This window comes from Paenibacillus plantarum (assembly GCF_013141695.1).
Classification (GTDB): Bacteria; Bacillota; Bacilli; order Paenibacillales; family NBRC-103111; genus Paenibacillus_E; species Paenibacillus_E plantarum.
In genome coordinates this window covers 192,592-214,609 of sequence record NZ_WHNY01000082.1, presented here as the reverse complement: position 1 = coordinate 214,609, position 22,018 = coordinate 192,592, and the positions used below count along the sequence as shown (strand labels likewise).

The following is a 22,018-nucleotide window of genomic DNA, read 5'->3' as shown; positions in this document are numbered from 1 at the left end:
GTTTCGGACTAATTACGTGAGGATGGTACAGAAGCTTAGATTAATTCGGTAATTTCGGACTATTAGGAGACGAAACGTGATCTAATGTGGGAGTAGCGTGTTCTACACACTCCTATTTACACCTCTCACGCCTTTCGCGCCACGAAAAGCACCAAACTCTCACTCGTAATTAATGCTATGAATTATTAATGATATTAATTATAGAGATAGCGCATTTCTTTACTTCGAGTTAGAAAACCGTAGAATAGAAGATAGGCTTGGAAATTTCATTTGGAGTTGAGCAATCATGTATCTGAGAAGACTGGAAATTCAAAAGCAAGGGAATATCGATGCCGAGAAATATCCGTTTACCATCCCATCCATCCAATCATTGACTTCCATTACTTTCGAGAAGAACGTCACTTTCCTGGTCGGAGAGAATGGTTCAGGTAAATCAACGATTCTTGAAGCCATCGCCTACCAATGTGGGTTTAATACAGCAAGTGGCGGGAGAAACAATGTGTATGACGTCGACGCAGCGCACTCCATTCTGGGTGAACATTTACGTCTTTCTTGGATGCCGAAGATTACGAATGGTTTCTTTCTCCGAGCAGAGACTTTTTATAACTTTGCTAGCTATTTAGATACGATGCCTGAAAGTTTACCCTATTACGGTGGTCGATCCTTACACGAGCAATCGCATGGTGAAGCTTTTCTTTCTCTTTTTAAGCATCGATTCGGGAAAAAAGCCATTTACCTTCTAGATGAACCAGAAGCAGCTTTATCGCCAGCAAGACAATTAGCTTTAATGCGTGTTATCAAAGATTTGGAGAAGGAAGCACAGTTCATTATCGCTACGCATTCTCCCATTCTGCTTGGATATCCCGATGCGCAGATTCTTACTTTTGATGATCAACCCATTAGTGAGATTCAATACGAGGAAACGCTCCATTATATGATTACCAAACGGTTTCTAGATAATAGAAAAATGATTTTAGATGAGCTGTTCAAAGATTGAATTTGATCAGCTCATTGTCATTTTACTACTTTAGGTTTGTCAGTAGTTCAAAATTAGGACAGACATATGGCGAACTTGAAGCTTCGATGTTTAAGCGGCCGCTCGCGGATGAACAATAGCGCCTCAAAAGGGCGCTATTTCCGTGGGTTCGCTGCCAATGCGGCGGTTTCGCCCGACTTAAGGCCCGAAAAGGGCTTTATCGTCATCCGGAGCCGCTCGCGAACGGACAATAGCGCCCAAAAAGGGCGCTATTTCCGTGGGAGCGCTGCCAATGCGGCGGTTTCGCCCGACTTAAGGCCCGAAAAGGGCCTTATCGTCATCCAGAGCCGCTCGCGAATGAACAATAGCGCCCAAAAAGGGCGCTATTATCTAGAACAATCGTCTCGCCGTGACAAAACGCTTCTTCCATTTCTCATCGAACGCAGTGAAGTGAACACCAAGTTCCTTGGAATACGTTTGAAGGATCCGACCATTACCTGCATAAATCCCTACATGACCGATATCGAGCCCGCGTGCCGTGAAAAAGAGGAGATCTCCTTTGCGAAGGTCGTTAATTCCGACTTCTTTCCCTTGTAGTGCTTGATCGTAGGAAACGCGCGGCAAATGCTTCGACAATACTTGGTCAAAAAGGTACTGAACGAACGAAGAGCAATCGAACGTATTCGTTTGCCCTGATGCAGCACCGAACTCATAAGGTGTTCCAATAAACGTAGACCCGAAAGTAATTAAAGCATCCGCTTGCTTCATCGCTATCGACGTGTTCGTGTAATCCGAATACATCGGAGCAGAAGAGATGAAACCGATGGTGCCGTCTTGTGTTTGTACCTCTAACCAGTCTGGGTTGACTTCACGAATGACGTGGATTTTTTCGGTTTTGGCAAGCATTCGAAGAATGTGGGTATCGTCATCTTTAACTGGCGTGTCGCGCAAATTGACACCATATTGGATTGTGGTTTCATTGTCGTGTACAGATGAGATTGTAATCGAGCGGGAGTAGTCATGCCATTTTACGATATTACCTAGCGTCTCACTAATAAATCGCAATGGCATCATCGTGAAGCCATCAATAATTTTGCCAGCTATGGGCAGCTCCAGCCGTTCTTTATTTTTATAGGCAAATGAGTCTCCAATTTGATAAGTTACTGTAGAGCCAACTTTGACAGCTGTTACCGTTCGCGTGTTCTCATCCCATGTAATTGTAGCACCTTCCGCTTCAAAAAGGGCTCGCATCGGCACGAGGCTATAGCCTTCTTCAATGACAGGAGGTGTCTGAAAGGACAGCGGAAGCCCGTCCAAAAACACAGTAGGCGATGCATTCTCCGCAGCCTTTATAGAAGTTGTATGAAGCAGCATCATGCTCAGTAACGCAATATGGGCACCTCGAAAGAGTTGTTTTCTAATTCTCATACTTGTAGTCCTCATACTTTCTGTTAATGCCTATATATTTCGTTAAGCGAGATTTCCTTGAGTCCGTATGGGACGGAGGTAAAGAATGGGAGTAGTCCATCGGTATTAAAATAAAGAAGACTGCCCTAGAGTAGACGAATCTACTTGTGGACAGCCTCTTTGACGGTGCGATAATTGATGGAGCTCTTGCCTTGAACCTTACTTCGCTAGGTAACTACCTCATCACATCATTGCAGTAAAGATACTACAGTAAGTGGTATGCGGCACATCTCCTCGCCTCCATATGGATTCAATAACAAATTCCCTTGTGTAAATTGTCTGCGACACAACACCTCACCACTGCGTCACCGTCATAAAATAGTATGTCCGCTCCCCTCAGTCTCTATACACAGATTTGGGTAAAAGTTGCCCGTCATGAATACATATAGAAGCAACAAGGAAAAGGGGTGATGCACATGCGCCCAGGCTACGGAATGTTCCAACAGCAAACAACCAAGATGCAGATAACACCTCAACTACGCAAAGCGATTACGATCCTCAAGCTCACGACACCAGAATTACTGGAAGTTATTCAACAAGAGGTAACTGAAAATCCGGTATTGGAAATAGCCGGAAATAAAGGGGACGCTCACAACCTCACACCAACCTTTTTCCATGGAGCTAGAAGAACTGATCACGACAATGACCCCTTACTTAACATCGCATCGAATGAGGTGTCCCTTGAGAGGCACTTGAAGGAGCAATTAGGTTTTATAAAAAAAATACCACCATCCATTCGATGTACCGTCTCATTTATGATTGGAAATCTAGACCATAATGGCTACTTAAGATCCACCTTGCCTGAAATTTCGGAAGTGCGTAAGCTCGAGCTTGCTCAAGTGGAGCGTGCGTTAAGGATTTTGCAGAGCTTTGAACCCCGCGGCATCGGGGCAAGAGATTTGAGGGAATGTTTGCTTCTTCAAGTCCAGTCGCTCGCGGATTGCTTTCCTCTAGTCTCCTTATTAATTAGGAAACATTTGAAGGATATTGCCAATTACCATCTTCATAAATTATCAACGTTGCTCCAAGTGTCCACACAAGAAATTCAGGCTGCGATCGATGTCATCAAAAGTTTGAACCCTAGACCTGGCGCAGCCTTTCATATAGAAACGGTTCATTATATCATTCCGGAAGTCATTATTGAGAAAGCAGGTGAACAGCTCGTCGTGATGCTGCCTCAAGCTGCTTCGTCTGGACTTTCGGTTAGTGGTTATTACGAACGAATGGCCAGCGAGAATAGTGACAATAACGAGTTAAACAGGTTTCTCTCTGGTAAATTACATGCCGCGAAGTTCTTCCTGAAGTGCTTGGAACAGAGACGAAGAACGATTTTCCGAGTTACACAAGCCATTGTAGAGGAGCAAAGAGATTTCTTCTGGCATGGTTATGCCCATCTCAAACCTATGACCTTAAAGCAGATTGCTGAGAAATTAGGCGTACATGAATCAACGGTAAGCCGAGCTACAGCTGGGAAATACGCTCAAACCCCTTGGGGCATATTTGAACTGAAGTATTTCTTTCCCTCCGGTCTTCAAATGGACATAGGCGATTCTGCTTCTTCAGAACATGTGAAAACAAGAATCAAGACATGGATTAGTGAAGAGAATCCTAGAAAACCATACTCTGATCAAAAGTTGGCAGATTTGTTGAAGGAGGAAGGTATCTCCATTTCCCGCCGTACCATTACCAAGTATCGGGAAGAACTCGGTATTTCTTCTTCTGTAAGAAGAAAACGCATATAGATTGAATGGAGGGGGATTCATAATCACTTCATGTTAACGATTTGGCCCATAAATTCATGTCCTCAAACTTATCATAAATGTCGCAATTTTTCGTAAGTCTGCCGTAATATCCGTACCCCATTTGATAGAAAACGGCATTCATACCGAATGAAAGGGCCCTCGATAACGAATAAGCGCATGTGATTTGCCGAGTAACTAACTCAGCTTCTAGGGCATGTATAAGCAGACGCATGAGACCTTGATTGCGATAGGTTGGGAGCGTAGCGCAATCTGTCATTTCGGCATTCGCGTAGACGGAATTGATCTCTGAGGAAGCGGCGCTTATGAGTTGATCCTGTGATTCGACGAGATAATAAATCGTTCCTTCCCGCATGGTTTTCTCCACATACATGGCATCATTCATAGGCGTCGGGTAGGTTTGGAAAATGTGGCTGTATAACAGGGAGAGCTGTTCCGCATCCTCCAATCGAGCGAGACGCATCGTCATGTTGCTCGGAACCAAGGGGCGATCGGACTTAAGGGGGAGAGAAAGAACCTGCTGCAGAATTAGATCTTCTTCCAACCAATAGTCGCTAGTCCTGCGTGCGAGATCATCATACATGGCCATACAGTAAGCATCGTCTCCATTGAAGTATCCTTTGTAAATACCTTCCAGCATACATCCCTTCGATAAAAAAGTCTGCCAATCTACTTCTCGTGATTTGATAAACACTTTGGTCAAAGCATGCGATTTGGCCATTTCAACCACTCGCCTGTAAATGACATCTACATTTCCCGAATAGTCATCCACCCGCAACCTTTTATTCGTAAAATCAAGGCAAAACATAATCGTATAATCGGTACCGTTCTCAACTTGATTCAAATAGGTTGGCAGATCACTTGGCATCCAGCATCCCCCTTAACCCTTAATTTGCTGCAAAATAATAATAACTGCCAACATTTTTGCGGCTTAATCCACATTCGCATCCTATAAAGTGGTCAAATACCCACTGCGGAAAGTTGGCATCCTTTTTGCATGATTACCAGTATGGCGCAAGAATGTTCTATACCATATGAAGGAGGTTGCAAGCATATGAATTGCATGTGGTGTGAAACAGAAGATATCCGTGAAAGTGTGAAAGATTGCTACTGGATTATGCCTGATGGGCGTTTAGCGGTGCAAATACTTGAAATTCCTGCGCTTGAATGTGCGAACTGCCGTACCTATGTCCTAGAAAGCACCGCCCAGCAAATTGAAGAGACCTTGTATTGGCATGATGTTTCTGCACTTGGAACGGCATTTCGCTATGAAGATCTGTTAAAGGCTCCGCGGGTAAAGAATATGTTTCTGAAATAGAATAGTATAAGCAAAATCTGTGGGGGTGCCCTATGAAGCGGGAGCATGTCATCAAGCCGGTTTTGGATCACCATTATCCCACGATTCAATATGGGAAAGGTATTTATCTCTACGATGAACAAGGCAAAGCTTATATCGACGGTTGCTCGGGAGCTGTGACAGCTGGTCTAGGGCACGGGGTGCAAGAAATCATCGATGCGATGATGGAACAAGCAAACAAAGTGTCCTTCGTTTATCGTTCACAGTTTACAAGTAAGCCCGCTGAGCAACTGGCAGAGAAGCTAAGCGATCTAGCACCTGGCAACGATTACTGGACCTTCTTTGTGAACAGCGGATCGGAAGCCACGGAAACGGCGATGAAGATTGCCATTCAACATTGGCAGGAGAAAGGGAGATGGGGTAAAAATAAAGTGATCTCTAGGCGAATGAGCTATCACGGTATCACGCTAGGTGCACTTTCGATGTCAGGCCACGTGCTCAGAAGAAGGAGATTCATCCCCTTATTAGAAGATTTCCCGGTAGTCATGCCGCCCTATTGCTATCGCTGTCCATTAGGCAAAACGGTAGGTAATTGCCAGTTAGCCTGTGCAGACGATTTGGCGACAGCGATCAAGCGGATCGGTGCCGAACATATCGCCGCGTTCATCGCGGAGCCGATCATTGGAGCTGCAGGGGGAGCCATTGTTCCGCCAGCAGGCTACTACAAGAAGATCAAAGCAATTTGCGAACAGCATGATATCTTATTTATCGCGGATGAAGTCATGACAGGCATTGCCCGAACGGGTGCGATGTTTGGTATGCAGCATGATGAGGTTGAGCCGGATCTCATGGCTTTAGGCAAAGGGATGAGTGCTGGCTATACGCCAATGGCAGCTACACTTGTCAAAGATCATGTGATGGAGCCTATTCTGAATGGCACCAAAAGTATCATGTCTGGTCATACGTACAGCGCAAATCCGCAATCGGCGGCTGTATCGTTAGCAGTACTTACGTATATTGAAAAGCATCAATTAGTCAGCGCAGCAGCAAACAAAGGCAGTTATTTGATGAACGGGCTGAGTCAATTGGCTGATGGGATCGAGATGATCGGTGATGTGAGAGGCAAAGGGCTACTTCTAGCTATTGAATTTGTTGCGGATCGGACTGACAAGCGACCATTTCCACCTGGATTAGGTGTTACGTCTCGGATCATCGAGAATGCTTTTCAGAAAGGGTTGCTTGTATATCCTGCAGCTGGTGCGATCGACGGGGAGGGGGATGCGATTATCATCGCGCCGCCTTTGATTATTTCCGAAGAGGAAATGGACCAACTTGTGCGGATATTAGCTGAATCCATACAGGAAGTCATGGCGGAGATTACCCCATCCACATCGGAGGAGATATGATGGTGCCAAGTGAGAATTCACGTGTGAACGAAGGCGAAGGTAAAGTAAGAAGCTTGGAAGAAGCGCTTCAAACGATATCGAATGGTTGTACGTTGATGTTCGGTGGATTTGGAGGAATTGGAACGCCGCCAACATTAGTCGAAGGCATCCTTCAAAAAGGCGTTGAAGACTTAACCATTATTGGGAATGATACGGGATTTCCCCACATCGGCATCGGACGTTTGGTCACGGCAGGACGTGTGAAGAAAGTCATCGCTTCTCATATCGGCTCTAATCCTAACGCTGGTCAAATGATGGAGCAGGGCACCATGGAAGTTGTGTTTTACCCGCAAGGAACTTTATGCGAAAAAATTCGTGCCGGCGGTGTAGGGCTAGGCGGGATCTTGGTGGATGTCGGCGTCGGAACGATCATGGAGCAGGGAAAGGACACGGTGTCCATCGGAGAGAAAACATATCTGGTAGAGCCGGCATTGACAGCAGATGTTGCCATCGTACATGCGAAAAAAGCCGATCCATATGGAAATCTCATCTACGATAAAAGCGGTAGAAATCTGAATCCGCTCGTTGCCATGGCTGGCCAAATTACAATCGCCGAAGTCGATGAGATTGTACCACTCGGCGAGCTGGACCCTGAAAGTATAGTCACGCCAGGTATTTTCGTGGATATGGTGATCTTGAGCAGGGGGGTGACTTGGGAATGGGTATGGGAAAAGAAACCCGCGACCGAATAGCAAAGCGGGCTGCTCAAGAATTGAAGAATGGCATGGCTGTCAATTTAGGTATCGGTATTCCGACGAAGGTGGCGGATTATGTACCTGAGGGCATCCAGGTCGTTTTTCATGCAGAGAATGGGATTTTAAGCGCTGGTGGCGCGCCGATTCCGGGCGAGGAAGATGCTTTTCTGTGCAACGCAGGCGGATATCCCATAACGATTCATCGGGGTGCTTCCTACTGTGATAGTGCAATTGCTTTTGCCATGATACGAAGAGGCTGTATAGATATCACGATCCTTGGGGCACTAGAGGTAAGTGAGCGAGGGGATCTCGCGAATTGGATCGTACCTGGGAAACGTGTCGCGGGAATCGGTGGGGCGATGGAGCTTGCGCAAAAAGCCAAAAAAGTCATCGTTCTGATGAACCATGTCAACCGAAACGGGGAGTCTAAGGTTAAAAAACAATGCGACTTGCCCCTAACGGCAGTGGCCTGTGTGAAGCTGATCATTACGGAAATGGCTGTCATGGAGGTTTCAGAGCAAGGGTTGATTTTAAAAGAAGTCATGCTGCCCTATACGGTAGAAGAGGTTGTTCGGCATACGGAAGCTGCCTTGCTTATTCCTGAAAACATTGCGTACATCCCGTAATCTGTCAAAGAAAGGCTTGAAGGAGGGAATTCCTTTGCCTAATCATCAAGTTGAGTTGCAAAAGCACATTCATGAATGGATACATCTTCATCGTGAGGAAAGTACAGCGTTTCTTCAGAAGTTGGTAAGAATACCCAGTACACAAGGGAATGAGCAGAGGGCTCAATTCCTCATCGCTGACAAATTGTTAGAGCTATCGCTCGATGTTGATCTATGGGAACCTGATGGTGAGGCATTGGCGTTACATCCATATTTTTGTTCCCCAAGAAACACGTTTATCGGGAGTCCGAATGTGGTTGGTGTTTTGAAAGGTGTTGGAGGAGGACGATCACTCTTACTTAATGGTCACATGGATGTCGTTCCAGAAGGAAATCGAGCTCAATGGCAGGATGATCCATTCAGCGGCAATGTGGTGGACGGTAAGCTGTATGGTCGTGGTGCGACGGATATGAAAGGCGGGAACATCTCACTGCTTATGGCAATCGAGGCAGTTCAGAGTCTCGGAATAAAGTTGAAAGGCGATATTATTTTTGAAAGTGTCATTGAAGAAGAAAGTGGAGGAGCAGGGACCTTAGCGGCCATTGTAAAAGGGTATAAGGCCGATGCAGCGCTCATTCCTGAGCCTACGAATATGCGCATTTTTCCGAAGCAGCAAGGCTCTATGTGGTTCCGTATGGAGGTGAAAGGGCGTTCGGCTCATGGTGGAACACGGTATGAGGGTGTTAGCGCGATTGAGAAAAGCATCGCAGTCATTCAGCATATTAGGGAGCTTGAGGTGGATCGAAATGCACGGATCTCAGATCCGTTGTATGCCAATAACCCAATTCCGATCCCCATTAACATCGGCGTTATTCAGGGAGGCAATTGGCCGTCGTCCGTTGCCGATACGGTTAAGTTGGAGGGGCGAATGGGTGTCGCGCCAGCGGAAACGCTTGATGACGCTAAGGAGGAAATGCGTCAGTGGATGGCGAAGCTGAGCGTGAAAGATCCATGGTTCGCAGCACATCCGCCAACGGTCGAATGGTTCGGCGCGCAATGGGTGCCAGGCAACGTCGATCCCGATCATGCTTTCATGCAGGTGCTTATGCAGCAATTTCGTGCGGTTAAACAGGATGAACCCGTGATTGAAGCCTCACCATGGGGGACAGACGGAGGATTGCTCACCCAAGTTGGTGATACTCCTTGTATCGTTTTCGGCCCAGGGATCACGCAAGTTGCCCATTATCCGAACGAGCACATCGTGCTGGAGCATGTGTTCGAGGCTGCTGAGATTATCGCATTGACCATCATTCAGTGGTGTGGATTGGATAATTCGGAGGCATAGGGATGCTGTGTTCGATGGCAGAGGAGGTTTAGCAACACAAAAAAGCACCTCTGATTGGTGCTTTTCTTGTATAAATGGATGTTTTACCCGCTCCTAGCAGGTGCTCCTTGTGCACTCTGACACAATAACTGGAAAACATACAGCTAATTTCAGCCCGATTCCGCCAAATTCGAGTTTAGCTGGAAAACCTCCAGTTATTTCAGCCAAGTTGAGGCATTCTGCGGAAATATCACTGAATTACCTGCAGGAAATCCAGTTATTTACCTCTAGAGTGCCATTTTCGCCAAATTAGCTACAGGAAATCCAGTTATTCACTTGTCTGTTCTGTAGAGCTACTGTCTATTCTGTTCGGCTAAAGAAATTCCAACTATTCTCCTGGCGCCTCTGTTACACTCACTTTCTTCTCCTTCTGCTGAGCCTTCATCAATTTGTCCTTCATCTCATCCCGCATCGGTCGTTTATCCTTCAGCGACAGGTGATCTGGTGTTTCCTGATACGTCTTCCGTCTACCAATTCTGCGCAAATTTTCTGGCACTAAGGTAAATTTTTCATCTTTCATGAGGGCAATGATGCCAGTGCTTTCCGGTTGTTTTTGGATGCCATAGATTTCGTTGAAATATTCATCTGCACGGCCAGGTATATAGTTTTTCGGCTCGGGGTAACCCACGATAACACCTTCGTAATTGCGCAGAATCACCTTATCCTGACTTTGTGAGATGAGATAGTTGGGTTGAAGTGCGATTTTCCCACCACCGCCAGGTGCATCAACGACGAAGGTAGGCACAGCATACCCCGAAGTGTGACCGCGAAGGGATTCAATAATTTCAAGTCCCTTGGACACAGGAGCACGGAAATGACCGATGCCCTCGGATAAATCACACTGATAAATGTAGTAGGGACGCACACGTATTTTCACCAGATCATGCATGAGCTTCTTCATGATGTAGGTGCTATCGTTGATGCCCGCAAGAATCACGGATTGATTGCCAAGCGGAACGCCAGCGTTCGCAAGCATTTCGCAGGACTTTTTCGCTTCTTCCGTTATTTCCAATGGATGATTAAAGTGTGTATTCAACCATACGGGGTGATATTTGCGGATAATATTGCACAGATGCTCGGTAATTCGCTGCGGGAAAACAACAGGAGCCCTAGTCCCGATACGAATGATTTCCACGTGGGGAATCGCCCTCAAATTTTTCAAAATATACTCCAAAATATTGTCGTTAATTAATAAACCATCCCCACCAGATAGCAGCACGTCTCGTACTTCCGGCGTATTTCGAATATAAGCAATCGCATCGTCCAACTGTTTTTTCGGTACGCCCATACCTACCTGACCAGAGAAACGGCGGCGTGTGCAGTATCTGCAGTACATGGAGCACTGATTCGTTACCAAGAATAGCACTCTGTCCGGGTATCGATGTGTTAATCCGGGAGTAGGGGAGTCTTCATCTTCGAAAAGAGGATCTTCAAGATCGTATTTGGTTTTCAATAACTCAGCAGAAATGGGAACAGATTGCATACGAATCGGGCATCGCGGGTCATCAGGATTCATTAAAGAGGCATAATAAGGCGTAATATTTAAAGGAATGGTTTGCGTTGATATGCGAACGCCTTCTTCTTCCTCGGGAGTTAAATTCACGACCTTCTTCAGATCATCTAACGTTCGAATGGTATGTGTCAGCTGCCACAGCCAATCATTCCATTGCTCATCTGTCACATGCTTCCATAACTCAACTTGTTTCCAGTCACGTCGTTCCATCATTGCACCTCCAGCATGGATGTCTTCTCACCAATAGTAAGATGCAAGAAGGATGCCAACTTTTCACTTTTCAATTAATAAAAGAAAAAAAGACCCCTCTCGGAGTCGTGCAAATCCTTAGAACTTATGGCTTTCTAACAATGCCATAGCGGTTCAGCTTATACTGTAAAGCTTGACGCTTGATCCCAAGCGCTTGTGCGGTGAGCGTGATGTTATATTGATGAAAAGCTAGTGCATCCGTGATCGTTTCTTTTTCCAGTTGCTTCACTTTGTCGGTTAATCTACCGGTCGAGAAATCTTCAATATGGTCACTCCGAGGACTGGATCGAAGCGTTGTTGTGCGTGTATGTCCCAAGAGATACGCGGGTAGATGATGATCTTCAATCCTTTCACACTCCAGCTCCATCATATTATAGGTGGATTCGATCGCATGACTTAATTCACGTATATTGCCGGGCCAATGGTAGTTCACTAAGGCCGCCAAAGCGGATGGGGATACGCCATTTATTTTCATGCCGAATAGGTGATTGAATTTGTCAATAAAATGGGAAGTGAGAAGAGGGATATCGTCTATTCTTTGCGCGAGAGGTGGTAGATGCAAATTCACGACATTGAGCCGGTAATACAGATCGCTTCTAAGCAAACCTTTGCCTAATGCTTCTTTCGGATCGATATTCATGGCTGTAATAATGCGAACGTCGACTTGTTGCTCATGTGTGCCACCGACGCGACGAACGATACCGTCTTGAAGGACTCGCAATAATTTGGCCTGCAGAAATAAATCCAGGCTATTTAACTCATCTAGAAAAAGCGTTCCACCGTTAGCTTGCTCGAATAATCCTGCGCGATCAATCGCGCCAGTAAACGCGCCTCTCGCGGTTCCGAACATGATCCCTTCCATCAACTCATTGGGGACTGCTGCACAATTCTGAGCAATAAACAGTCGGTTCCTACGGGCTCCTGCATTGTGAATGCTTTGGGCGAACAATTCCTTTCCCGTACCGGTAGGTCCTGAGATCAGAACGGGTGAACTCGTGCGCGATGCCTTTTTGGCAAAGGCGATGGTTTGCAAGAAGGTTTCACTTTTTCCAATTAAATCACTGAAATGGTAACGTGCGGAGCTCGCATTTTTTTTATCCTTGGACGGTGATTCATAGATTTGATGCCTGAGATCCAGAATTTGATCATGCAGATGAACGATACTCGTAATGTCTTTGGCAACTTCTAAGGCACCGATAATTTCACCATTTTCCATGAGTGGGTACGTACTATTAATAGTTGTGATCCTTTTCCCCGTAACATTCACGTACGTTTGAATTTTCTCGCGGATTTCAATCCCGGTTTGCAGTACTTTCATGAAAGTACTCGTTTCATTCGTAAGGGAAGGGAAGAGTTCGAAGAAGTTTTTTCCCACAACCTGTTCCCTTTTCAAACCATCCGTCTCCGCCATCTTCTCATTATAAAAAATCGTGATTCCCTTGTTATCAATCAGGTGAACACCGACATCAATGATCGTCAGCATCTGCTCAAAATATTTCGATCCATGATCGTTCTGCTCGGACATTGGGTTCACCCGCCTCACGAAGAATGGTTCAGTGGTTCAATTAATAGCCTATGATGGAAGGCATTGAAACATGACGCGGACATGATTTGCGGCTTATCTGCATAGAAATCGAGTGAAACGCGATAACAATGCTTGGATGATTCTACGACGACTATCATAAAAAGGTGGGTTTCCTGTGAACACACAAGTCTATCGGCCCAAGAATCCAGTACGATTTGTTACGGCGGCAGCTTTGTTTGATGGACATGATGCGACCATTCATATTATTCGAAGGATTTTGCAAGCATCGGGAGTTGAAGTGATCCATCTGGGTCATAACCGATCCGCCCGGGAAGTCGTCCATGCTGCTATCCAAGAAGATGTGCAAGCCATTGCAATAACCACCTATCAAGGGGGACATATTGAATATTTGACCTACATGTTTGATCTTCTTCAGCAAAAAGGAGCCGGGCACATTCGAATATTCGCTGGCGGTGGCGGCGTAATTGTTCCTTCCGAGATCCATCAATTACACCAATATGGTATTGCCAAAATCTTTTCGCCAGACGATGGACGCGAGCTTGGGTTACAAGGCATGATCAATCATATGATTCGAGAAGTTGACTACCCTACGCCAAGGAAGCTTCCAAATGACTTAGATGACCTGCACATTTCAAAAGAAAACCATTGGAGCTTAGTGGCGAGCATGATAACTGTAGCCGAAGAAGTCGCTGGAAGCGAACAATGGGAGCAAGTAGTACCTATTTTAGCTAAAAAACAAGCTTGTCAGGCACCGGTACTTGGTATCACGGGAACAGGGGGAGCTGGAAAGAGTACGCTAACGGATGAGTTGGTCAGGCGATTTCTCTCTCAATATCCAGATAGAAGCATCGCAATCATTTCAATCGACCCTTCCAAAATGAAAACAGGCGGTGCACTCCTCGGGGATCGGATCCGAATGAATGCCATCAATAGCCCTAATGTCTATATGCGCAGCTTAGCGACACGGGGGGCGAAGTCTGAACTGAGCCTTGCGACCAAGGAAGCCATACAAGTGGTTCAAGCGGCTGGCTATCAGTTAGTGATTGTGGAGACAAGTGGGATTGGACAAGGCGACTCTGCGATCGTAAAGCTATGTGATGTGGCGATGTATGTGATGACAAGTGAATTTGGCGCAGCAACTCAGCTGGAGAAAATAGACATGATCGATTACGCCGACATTGTCGTCATCAACAAGTTTGATCGACGTGGCTCCGAGGATGCTTTACGTGATGTGCGTAAACAATTCCAAAGAAGTCATGGTTTATTTGATACACCTGTCCAGGAAATGCCGGTTTATGGCACGAGTGCTAGTCAATTTAATGATGGTAGAACAAATGTTCTATTCGGCAAGGTTATGAAGCTCATTGCGGAGAAAACAGGTGGAGATTGGCTTATTGAAGAGATGGATTTGCTGCCCGAAACGACTAAGAATGCGATCATTCCACCAAACCGTATCGGTTACCTCGGCGACATTGTGCAAACGATCCGACGGTATAAGCGATTCACTTGTGAGCAAGTCGGGATCGCGCGTAAGCTATATCAACTTCGGGGGACAAAAACGATGATGCTGTCGGAGCATCCTAGTTTGTTTAACTCCAAGGAAGAAACAGATGCGATAATAGGCAAAATCGATGATATGATCGCACATTATCTGGCGAATCTTCACCCAACAAGTCTCAAGCTTCTTGAAGATTGGCCTGCAATTCGTGAAGTCTACGCACAAGATGAACTCGTCACTCGCGTTCGCGATCGAGAGATCAGATCCGCTCTATATACGGAATCGTTGTCTGGAAGTAAGATACCCAAGATCAGTTTGCCGAGATACGAGGATGATGGGGAAATCCTTCAATGGCTGTTGAAAGAAAATTTGCCGGGTTACTTTCCTTACACCGCAGGTGTGTTTCCTTTTAAGCGAACGAATGAAGAGCCGAAGCGCCAATTTGCCGGAGAAGGAACACCAGAGCGTACCAACCGACGATTCCACTATTTATGCCAAAATGAGGAAGCGAAACGATTGTCGACGGCATTTGACAGTGTGACCTTGTACGGCCATGATCCGGACTATCGGCCCGATATATATGGAAAAATAGGGAACAGTGGCGTAAATGTGTGTACATTAGCTGATATGAATAAGCTCTATGCTGGATTCGATTTGTGCCATCCATCTACAAGCGTTTCCATGACCATTAATGGACCTGCGCCAATGATCTTGGCCATGTTCATGAACACGGCGATTCAACAGCAAGTCGAGAAATTTATTCAGAACACTGGGAGGCAACCTACGGAAGAAGAGTATGCGCAAATGAAAGCATGGACGCTTCAAACGGTACGGGGAACCGTGCAAGCGGATATTTTGAAGGAGGATCAGGGGCAGAACACTTGCATTTTCTCAACTGAATTTGCGTTGAAAATGATGGGTGACATGCAGCAATATTTCATTGATCATAAGGTGCGAAACTATTATTCCGTTAGTATAAGCGGCTATCATATTGCGGAAGCGGGAGCAAATCCCATTACGCAGTTGGCTTTTACATTAGCAAATGGCTTCACGTTTCTGGAATATTATTTGAGTCGCGGTATGCATATTGACGATTTTGCACCGAATTTATCTTATTTTTTCAGCAATGGACTCGATCCTGAGTATACCGTCATGGGTAGAGTTGCGCGTCGCATCTGGTCAACGGTCATTCGAGATCAATATGGTGGCAATGAGCGCAGTCAGAAGTTGAAGTATCATATTCAAACATCAGGCCGCTCTTTACATGCTCAGGAAATGGACTTCAATGATATTCGTACCAGCCTGCAGGCACTCATGGCGATCTATGATAATTGCAATTCGTTGCATACGAACGCCTATGATGAAGCGATTACGACTCCGACAGAGAATTCCGTCCGCAGGGCGATGGCGATTCAATTGATCATCAATAAGGAATTGGGCTTGACGAAGAACGAGAATCCACTGCAAGGTGCCTTTATCGTGGATGATTTAACGGATCTTGTGGAAGAAGCTGTGTTAGCTGAATTCGATCGAATTCATGAACGCGGCGGCGTGTTAGGGGCAATGGAGACGCAATATCAACGCGGGAAGATTCAAGAAGAGTCTCTTTTGTATGAACATAAAAAGCATGCCGGAGAGCTCCCGATTATCGGTGTGAATACGTTTATTAAACAGAGTGATCATCAGCCTGTCGTTGACATCGAACTGGCACGTTCAACCGTTGAGGAGAAAGAAACTCAAATTGCTGGGCTTCAAGCTTTTCATGAACAGCACAAGTTAGTTTGTCCTGCGGCTCTTGAACGTTTAAAGCAGACAGCTCGCAATAATGGGAACCTTTTTGAAGAACTCATGGAAACGGTTAAAGTAGCATCGCTCGGGCAAATCACAAATGCCTTATATGAAGTAGGCGGACAGTATCGCAGAAATATGTAAAATGGAAAAAGTTAATAGATTTATATAGCTCATCCGTCCATTCCATGATATATATGTAAAGAGCCAAATATGTTGAATGGAGTGAGATGAATGAAAATCGCCACGCAATTGTATACAGTTCGTAACTTTCTGCAAACCCCACAGGACATTAGCGACAGCTTGAAGAAAGTGAAGCAAATGGGGTACAACTCCGTGCAAGCGTCAGGTGTTGGTCCAATTGGTATTCATGAGTTTAAAGCGCTTACGGATCAAGAAGGCTTGAGCATTTGTGCTACGCATATCGGGTATAACGATTTGTTAAACGATATGGATTCGGTCATTGAGAAACATTTGGCCTGGGATTGCAAATATGTTGGATTGGGTGGACTTCCACCGGAATTCCGCGAAACAAGCCAAGGTTATGCAACTTTTGCCAAGCAAGCTTCCGATTTTGGCAGACAATTGAAAAGTGCTGGATTACAGTTCATTTATCATAATCATGATTTTGAATTTGCTAAATATGATGGAAAAACAGGTATGGAGATCTTATTTGACGAGTCTGATCCCGAAGCCGTAGATTTCGAGCTGGACGTTTATTGGGTGCAAGCTGGCGGAGCCGATCCCATTGAGTGGATTCGCAAAGTCGACGGACGAATGAAAGTCGTCCATTTCAAAGATATGTGCATAACGCCAGATCGGAAACAGCGTTTCGCCGAAATCGGGGAAGGCAACATGAACTTCAAAGGCATTATTCAAGCCTGCGAGGAAATTGGCGTGGAGTGGGCCGCGGTCGAGCAGGACGACTGCTACGGACGTAATCCGTTCGAAAGCTTGGAGATTAGCTACGCTAATCTTGCTCGACTAGGGATGAAGGGATAAATTTGATTGAATGACAAAGGAGCTAGGCGCCTGTGCGCGCTTGGCTCCTTTGTTTGTGCTGTGTTTTTGGGCGCGGGGGTAGGAGGGGGGACACCGCCAAGGGCTGGGCAGTGGATCTGTAAGTCGAAAAAATCGACTTACAGGCCGCCAAAGGCTGAGCAGCGCAGCTGTAAGTCGAAAAAATCGACTTACAGGCTGCCAAGGGCCGGGCTAAGGAGCTGTAAGTCGAAAAAATCGACTTACACATCCCCGAGGTCCTGCCCAGCACCAATTAGTACGAATTTGCCGAATTAATTTTACTGTACGCGACTATAAATCATAATTAGTCCGACTTTGCACAACTAAATTGACCAAATCAACGCTCGCACACTGAAAATGGGGATTTAGTTCGGCATAATCGGACTATTGGTCATTTCCTCCGAGTATTTCTCATTTTAAGTCGGCAAAATCGAACTAAAGCTACTCTCGGCCAAATCCAAGCGTGATCAGCAGAGTTGCAATGAGGTGAAGTAGCTAATGCAGCTAATATGGCTCTTCTAGACTTGTTGCCTTAACGTTCTAACTGTTATCTCCGTGAGTATATTGTAGGGATAGTACAGGAGCCGTCAGGGAGGTCGATTATATTTGCCTGTATATTTCATGCTCATGCTGCTGCTCACAGGGGGTTGGACACACACGGAACAACATGCAGATCCATTGGATTCTCTATGCTCAGCTTCACAAATAAACGCAGCCACAACGGTCAACATAGACACCAAATCCATTCATTATAGAAATAAAGCATTGTTTCTAACCTATCATCATCTCGATGATCAGGAGTCTTTCATCACCATTACACCAGCCAAGTTTAAGCAGCATCTGCAGGCACTTAAAGATAAGCATTATAATGTTGTTTCCATCGAGGACTACGCTTGTTTCCAAGCACATCGGACCCCATTACCTCCGAACGCCGTGGTGATTACGTTTGACGATGGCTACCGATCTTTTTATGACAAAGCCTATCCTCTACTGAAGCAGATGGGATATACAGCGACGAATTTCCTTATCTTGAGCGATGTAGATTCCGATAATCCATCTTTGCCCTTTCTGACCTGGAGTCAAATCTTAGAAATGAGACGTGATGGCTATAGCTTTTACTCACATACCTATGATCTGCATCAGAAAAAACGGGATGAGTCTGGTAACCTAGTTCCTCCTCTGTCGAATCGAATCTGGTTGACTAAAGAGAAACGATCAGAGACGGAAGAAGAGAGGAAGCAGCGCGTGAGAGAAGATTTGTGGTTGGGTGAGTTGTTTCTGAAGACAAAGCTTCACAATCAGTTCTCATTCCTTTGTTTCCCGTTAGGGGAATATAATCAGTCAGTAGTTGAGGAAGCGAAACTGCAAGGATTTTCTTTGTTTTTTACGACGAAAGAAGACATTAACACAGGGAACAGTGAAGAAATTTCACGAATTAGTGCAGGCATGCCCTATGTCTCTTCCGATATTTTACTTAAAAAGATGCAAATGTACGATCAGAAATAGTCTATTAACATGTCAGGTTTCATCACTCGTTCATTATTTAATAAACTTTTTGTTTAATATCGTCGAAAATTGTGTTATATTATCTAACATATAAAAGTTTTCTAGGGTTCCGCGACCTAAACGTCGGTCAGGTCCGAGAGAAAACACACAGCGCGCTGTGTTCACGGAGGGATAAAAGCCCGGGAGGTTATCGATTCTGATACCTTTCGGGCTTTTATTTTATCTTTGGATAAAGTGACTTATTGGAGGGGTTCAGATGACGATTAGAAGAAAGCTTTTGTTAGGTTTTGGCGTTATTGTTGGTTTATTTTTAATTTCGCTTTCCATTCTATATGCGTCACTTCGTCAGACGTCTTCCTCATTTGAACGATTTGCGCATGATGATGTTCATTTACTTAACCTGGCTAATCAAATACGATACGAAGATATTCGGTTAACGGATTCGGTGAGAGGGATTATTATTGATCCTGGGAACAAATCAGAAAGCGATACTTATAACAATTATGCGGTACAAATCGATAATCACATCAAAGAAACGGTCAGTCTCTTACAGACTGAAGAAGAGAAACAAATCTTCCGTGATTTGGATGTAGGTAATGTGAAATTGGTTGAGTTGGAAACCAAAATGAAGGAACTCGCAGCTAGCGACAAAGCGCAGACGTTACGTATTTTTGCAGGTGATTATGCGGAACTTCGAATACATTTTGCTGAATTATTAAACCGATTTCAACTGTTGCAGGAGCAGCATATCGAGGAACGTTCCCTTCAAACAGCTACGCTCGTGAAGCAACGATCCGCAATTGCACTGGTGGTGCTTGCATGTTCTATTGTAGCTGCGGTACTTATCGCATTATGGGTAACCAGGCATATTCTTTCTCGGGTGCGCCAAGTGAAATCGAAGCTGGACGAGCTGTCTGGAAGTTCAGGAGATTTACGTGAACGAATTCAAATCCAAGGCAAGGATGAAATTGCCCAGTTAGCGCAATCTTTTAATAAAATGATGGATATGATTCAAGGACTCATTCATCAAGTTAGGGAATCAGCCGACAGAGTTAACCTAGCAACAAAGTATCTAGTCTCGTCTTCCGAACAAACTTCAAAGATTACGCGTGATATTGATCAGAAAGCCGTGGATATGGCGGAAGGGGCGAATTCGCAAGCCAAAGGGATCGAAGAGAGCTCATTTGCCATGGGGGAAATTGCCTCAGACATCCAACGAGTAGCTGATCATATGTCGACGATGGCCATGCAATCGGAACAATCCGTTACACTAGCAACGTTGGGGAGTAAGTCCATTGAATCTGCAGTAGCTGGTATGTATGCACTTACGGAATCGGTGCAGCACGCGAATCAAGCAGTAAAGAAAGTAAATGCGAAATCACAAGCCATCTATCAGGTGATTGCATGGATGCGAGAGGTCGCCGACCAGACGAATCTGTTGGCACTTAATGCAGCTATAGAAGCTGCCCATGCTGGAGAGCACGGTAGAGGCTTCGCTGTTGTAGCTGACGAGGTTAGAAAGCTTGCTAGTCAGAGCGCACAATCGGCTGAACATATCACGCAGTTGATTGGGCAAATTCAAGCGGACTTAACAGAAGCAGATGTTGCAATGGATCAAGGCGGGGTAGAGGTTGGTGTGGGGCTGGCCAGCATGGAGCATGCGGGTGACATGTTTGTGAAAATTCGAAATGATATCCAGCTCATCTTTCAAAATACACTGGAAGTGTCCGGCGTGTCGCAGCAGATGGCCGCGGGCTCAGAGCAAATCTATGCATCATTCAGCGAAGCAGCTGAGATTAGTAAGTACACCGGAAGAGACACGAAGTTTGTGTCTGATATGGTGCAAAAACAATTAGAAATAGTAGAAATCGCAACAGAACATGCGGCAACACTAACCCAGGTTGCGAATGAATTGCATACACAGATTCAACGTTTTCATATTTAAAGAAGAATACGAGCTAACGCATATTGCGTTGGCTCGTTTCTTCATATCCGATTGTAAAGCAAGCTTGTTCCAAGCAGGAGTCTCATCTTTTTCTGTTGAATACAAGGAAGTATCGGATACGTGCTTAATTTCAAATTATGGAGTGTGATTGCGATGCTAATAGCACTAAATGAATTGCAATTTTATAAAAACTTTGATGAACTTGCTCAAGATATTCTAGAGATGGCAAAAGAAACGATGCCTGACCGTTTAATTTATTTGACTAATTTTACAAAGAGACAGCAAATCATATTAAAACTTTCCGAATCTAACGAAAATATCGGTATTCATGAAGGTATGGTTATTGAGATTAACGAGACGGTTTGTAACCGTATTGATTTTGAAAACAAAGCACCTTTAGTTTTTGAAGATATGAGTAAAGAAGCGAATCTAGATGATTTAAGGCAAGCGCTTGTTGCGGCCAATATTAATTCCTATCTAGGGATTCCTATTATTCTGTCAAATGGAGATACATTTGGGACTCTATGTGCGGTTCATACAAATGCCAAAAAAATGAACAAGAAGAGCATAGTCATGCTCCAAAGAATAGCTAAGTTATTCTCCTATTACTTGGATTTGGAACGACTTGCTTATAGGGATTCCTTAACAGGACTCTATAATCGGCAGTTTCTTTATAAATATTTCGATGAAAGCTCCACCATCGGAGGCGCATTGTTGTTTCTAGATTTGGATGGTTTTAAGAAGATAAATGATTTATACGGTCATGATACTGGGGATTTAGTTTTGAGGGAAGTCGCTTTAAGACTTGAGAATTTCGTACAGCTGCATCATGGTTTTGCGGTTAGATTAGGAGGAGATGAATTCATTGTTAATTTGATTGGTCTCACTAGCCGAGAAGAAATTAGTAAACTAGCTGATTATTTGCTTAAGCGATTATCAACTTGGGATACCCAATTAGAAGCGTTCAATTTGTCCGTTAGCATTGGCATTGTGCTTTATCCCCCAGATGAAAACAACTTGTTGAAAATTTTACTTAAAAATGCGGATAATGCCTTATATCGGGCTAAAGCAAACGGAAAGAACGGATACCAATTTTTCTAAAAAGGCAAGTCATTCTTGTCTGTATCTTTTTCCATAAATATGTGTAATTACTACTATTCCACGCAGTGTAAGATATATGCTATAATTCACGGAGTCATAATACCTGGCTTACAACCACCTATGGTTGTAGGTCTTTTTTTCAGGAATGTGCTAGATATCGCAAAACAACTTAGGCGTATGCGGAAATTATCAAACAATTGTGATATTGAAAGTAGGTTCATTT

General features: G+C 44.8%; 16 protein-coding genes and 1 riboswitch. Of the genes, 12 read left to right on the top strand and 4 right to left on the bottom strand.

Translation table 11 applies throughout. The annotated features are described in order from the left end of the window. Nucleotides 1–286: 286 nt before the first annotated feature. Nucleotides 287–997, top strand: a complete 711-nt coding sequence (locus tag GC096_RS34190) for an AAA family ATPase (protein ID WP_171636901.1) — start codon at nucleotides 287–289, stop codon at nucleotides 995–997. A gap of 369 nt (nucleotides 998–1,366) precedes the next feature. On the opposite strand, the gene GC096_RS34185 is transcribed toward GC096_RS34190, so the two are convergent. Next, the gene (locus GC096_RS34185) at nucleotides 1,367–2,404 is read right to left on the bottom strand and encodes a stalk domain-containing protein (RefSeq protein ID WP_171636899.1); all 1,038 of its coding nucleotides are present in this window, start codon (nucleotides 2,402–2,404) and stop codon (nucleotides 1,367–1,369) included. Nucleotides 2,405–2,859: 455 nt separating this feature from the next. Between GC096_RS34185 and rpoN the strand changes: the two genes are divergently transcribed. Next, entirely contained in the window at nucleotides 2,860–4,185 is a 1,326-nt protein-coding gene (gene rpoN / locus GC096_RS34180; RefSeq protein ID WP_171636897.1) for an RNA polymerase factor sigma-54, read from the top strand. Nucleotides 4,186–4,213: 28 nt separating this feature from the next. On the opposite strand, the gene ablB is transcribed toward rpoN, so the two are convergent. Next, the gene (gene ablB / locus GC096_RS34175) at nucleotides 4,214–5,071 is read right to left on the bottom strand and encodes a putative beta-lysine N-acetyltransferase (protein WP_171636895.1); all 858 of its coding nucleotides are present in this window, start codon (nucleotides 5,069–5,071) and stop codon (nucleotides 4,214–4,216) included. 186 nt (nucleotides 5,072–5,257) lie between these two features. Between ablB and GC096_RS34170 the strand changes: the two genes are divergently transcribed. Genes GC096_RS34170 through GC096_RS34150 form a run of 5 tightly spaced genes read left to right on the top strand, consistent with a single transcriptional unit; the run spans nucleotide 5,258 to nucleotide 9,590 of the window. Further along, nucleotides 5,258–5,521, top strand: coding sequence for a YokU family protein (locus tag GC096_RS34170; protein WP_171636893.1), 264 nt, complete (start codon nucleotides 5,258–5,260; stop codon nucleotides 5,519–5,521). 32 nt (nucleotides 5,522–5,553) lie between these two features. Further along, nucleotides 5,554–6,906, top strand: a complete 1,353-nt coding sequence (locus GC096_RS34165) for an aspartate aminotransferase family protein (protein WP_171636891.1) — start codon at nucleotides 5,554–5,556, stop codon at nucleotides 6,904–6,906. After that, complete coding sequence (locus GC096_RS34160; RefSeq protein WP_171636946.1) at nucleotides 6,906–7,637, top strand: CoA transferase subunit A; 732 nt, start codon at nucleotides 6,906–6,908, stop codon at nucleotides 7,635–7,637. Before GC096_RS34165 ends, GC096_RS34160 begins: the two co-directional genes overlap by 1 nt. After that, nucleotides 7,604–8,266, top strand: coding sequence for a 3-oxoacid CoA-transferase subunit B (locus GC096_RS34155; RefSeq protein WP_171636889.1), 663 nt, complete (start codon nucleotides 7,604–7,606; stop codon nucleotides 8,264–8,266). The genes GC096_RS34160 and GC096_RS34155 overlap by 34 nt, the downstream gene beginning before the upstream one ends. Before the next feature lie 55 nt (nucleotides 8,267–8,321). Further along, nucleotides 8,322–9,590 carry a peptidase gene (locus tag GC096_RS34150; RefSeq protein ID WP_171636944.1) on the top strand — a complete coding sequence of 423 codons (1,269 nt, stop codon included), beginning with the start codon at nucleotides 8,322–8,324 and terminating at the stop codon, nucleotides 9,588–9,590. A gap of 367 nt (nucleotides 9,591–9,957) precedes the next feature. Here GC096_RS34150 and kamA read toward each other — a convergent pair whose 3' ends face one another. After that, nucleotides 9,958–11,355, bottom strand: coding sequence for a lysine 2,3-aminomutase (gene kamA, locus GC096_RS34145; RefSeq protein WP_171636887.1), 1,398 nt, complete (start codon nucleotides 11,353–11,355; stop codon nucleotides 9,958–9,960). 121 nt (nucleotides 11,356–11,476) lie between these two features. After that, nucleotides 11,477–12,916 carry a sigma-54 interaction domain-containing protein gene (locus tag GC096_RS34140; RefSeq protein ID WP_171636885.1) on the bottom strand — a complete coding sequence of 480 codons (1,440 nt, stop codon included), beginning with the start codon at nucleotides 12,914–12,916 and terminating at the stop codon, nucleotides 11,477–11,479. 175 nt (nucleotides 12,917–13,091) lie between these two features. Here GC096_RS34140 and icmF point away from each other — a divergent pair, with 175 nt between their 5' ends. From icmF to GC096_RS34115, 5 genes are all read left to right on the top strand, one after another. Beyond that, nucleotides 13,092–16,367, top strand: a complete 3,276-nt coding sequence (gene icmF / locus GC096_RS34135) for a fused isobutyryl-CoA mutase/GTPase IcmF (RefSeq protein WP_171636883.1) — start codon at nucleotides 13,092–13,094, stop codon at nucleotides 16,365–16,367. Nucleotides 16,368–16,457: 90 nt separating this feature from the next. Next, entirely contained in the window at nucleotides 16,458–17,225 is a 768-nt protein-coding gene (locus GC096_RS34130; RefSeq protein ID WP_216626351.1) for a sugar phosphate isomerase/epimerase family protein, read from the top strand. Between the two features lie 624 nt (nucleotides 17,226–17,849). Next, nucleotides 17,850–18,749 (top strand): polysaccharide deacetylase family protein, encoded by a 900-nt coding sequence (locus GC096_RS34125; RefSeq protein WP_171636881.1) that lies wholly within the window; start codon nucleotides 17,850–17,852, stop codon nucleotides 18,747–18,749. A 90-nt stretch (nucleotides 18,750–18,839) separates the two neighbouring features. Beyond that, nucleotides 18,840–18,937: riboswitch (guanidine-I (ykkC/yxkD leader) on the top strand. A gap of 68 nt (nucleotides 18,938–19,005) precedes the next feature. Then, nucleotides 19,006–20,694 (top strand): methyl-accepting chemotaxis protein, encoded by a 1,689-nt coding sequence (locus GC096_RS34120; protein ID WP_171636879.1) that lies wholly within the window; start codon nucleotides 19,006–19,008, stop codon nucleotides 20,692–20,694. A gap of 120 nt (nucleotides 20,695–20,814) precedes the next feature. After that, entirely contained in the window at nucleotides 20,815–21,795 is a 981-nt protein-coding gene (locus GC096_RS34115) for a sensor domain-containing protein (RefSeq protein WP_312886408.1), read from the top strand. The last annotated feature ends 223 nt before the right edge of the window (nucleotides 21,796–22,018 follow it).